Source organism: Fructilactobacillus sp. X2R6C1 (assembly GCF_059901295.1).
The window spans coordinates 1-279 of record NZ_JBWXUZ010000020.1; the positions used below are offsets into that span (position 1 = coordinate 1).

Annotated in this window: 1 protein-coding gene; it reads left to right on the forward strand. The window is 55.9% G+C overall.

Annotation, left to right across the window (positions count from 1 at the left end; translation table 11 throughout):
- Positions 1–23: 23 nt before the first annotated feature.
- Positions 24–279, forward strand: a 256-nt coding sequence (pspAA, locus tag AC6UDF_RS07190) for a PspA-associated protein PspAA (RefSeq protein ID WP_500724187.1), incomplete at its 3' end; no start/stop codon positions are given.

The window sequence follows — 279 nt, forward strand, 5'->3', positions numbered from 1 at the left end:
GTGCGACGTCAGGAGGATCAGTCATGATCATTCGCATTGTTGGTGAAGGCCAGTGGCAGGTGCCCGACACCGAAATGGGTCATCTCAATCGCATCGATGCCCGCGTCGAGCACGCTATCGGGACAACCTCGCAAAATGAGCTCACCGAAGCCTTAACTGAGCTGGTGACGACGGTGCGGACTGTTGGTACTCCGATTGCTGACGACAACATCATCGACTCGGACCTTATCGTTCCTGACGTTTCTGCGACGATCGAGGAAGTCTCAGTCTGGCTGTCGG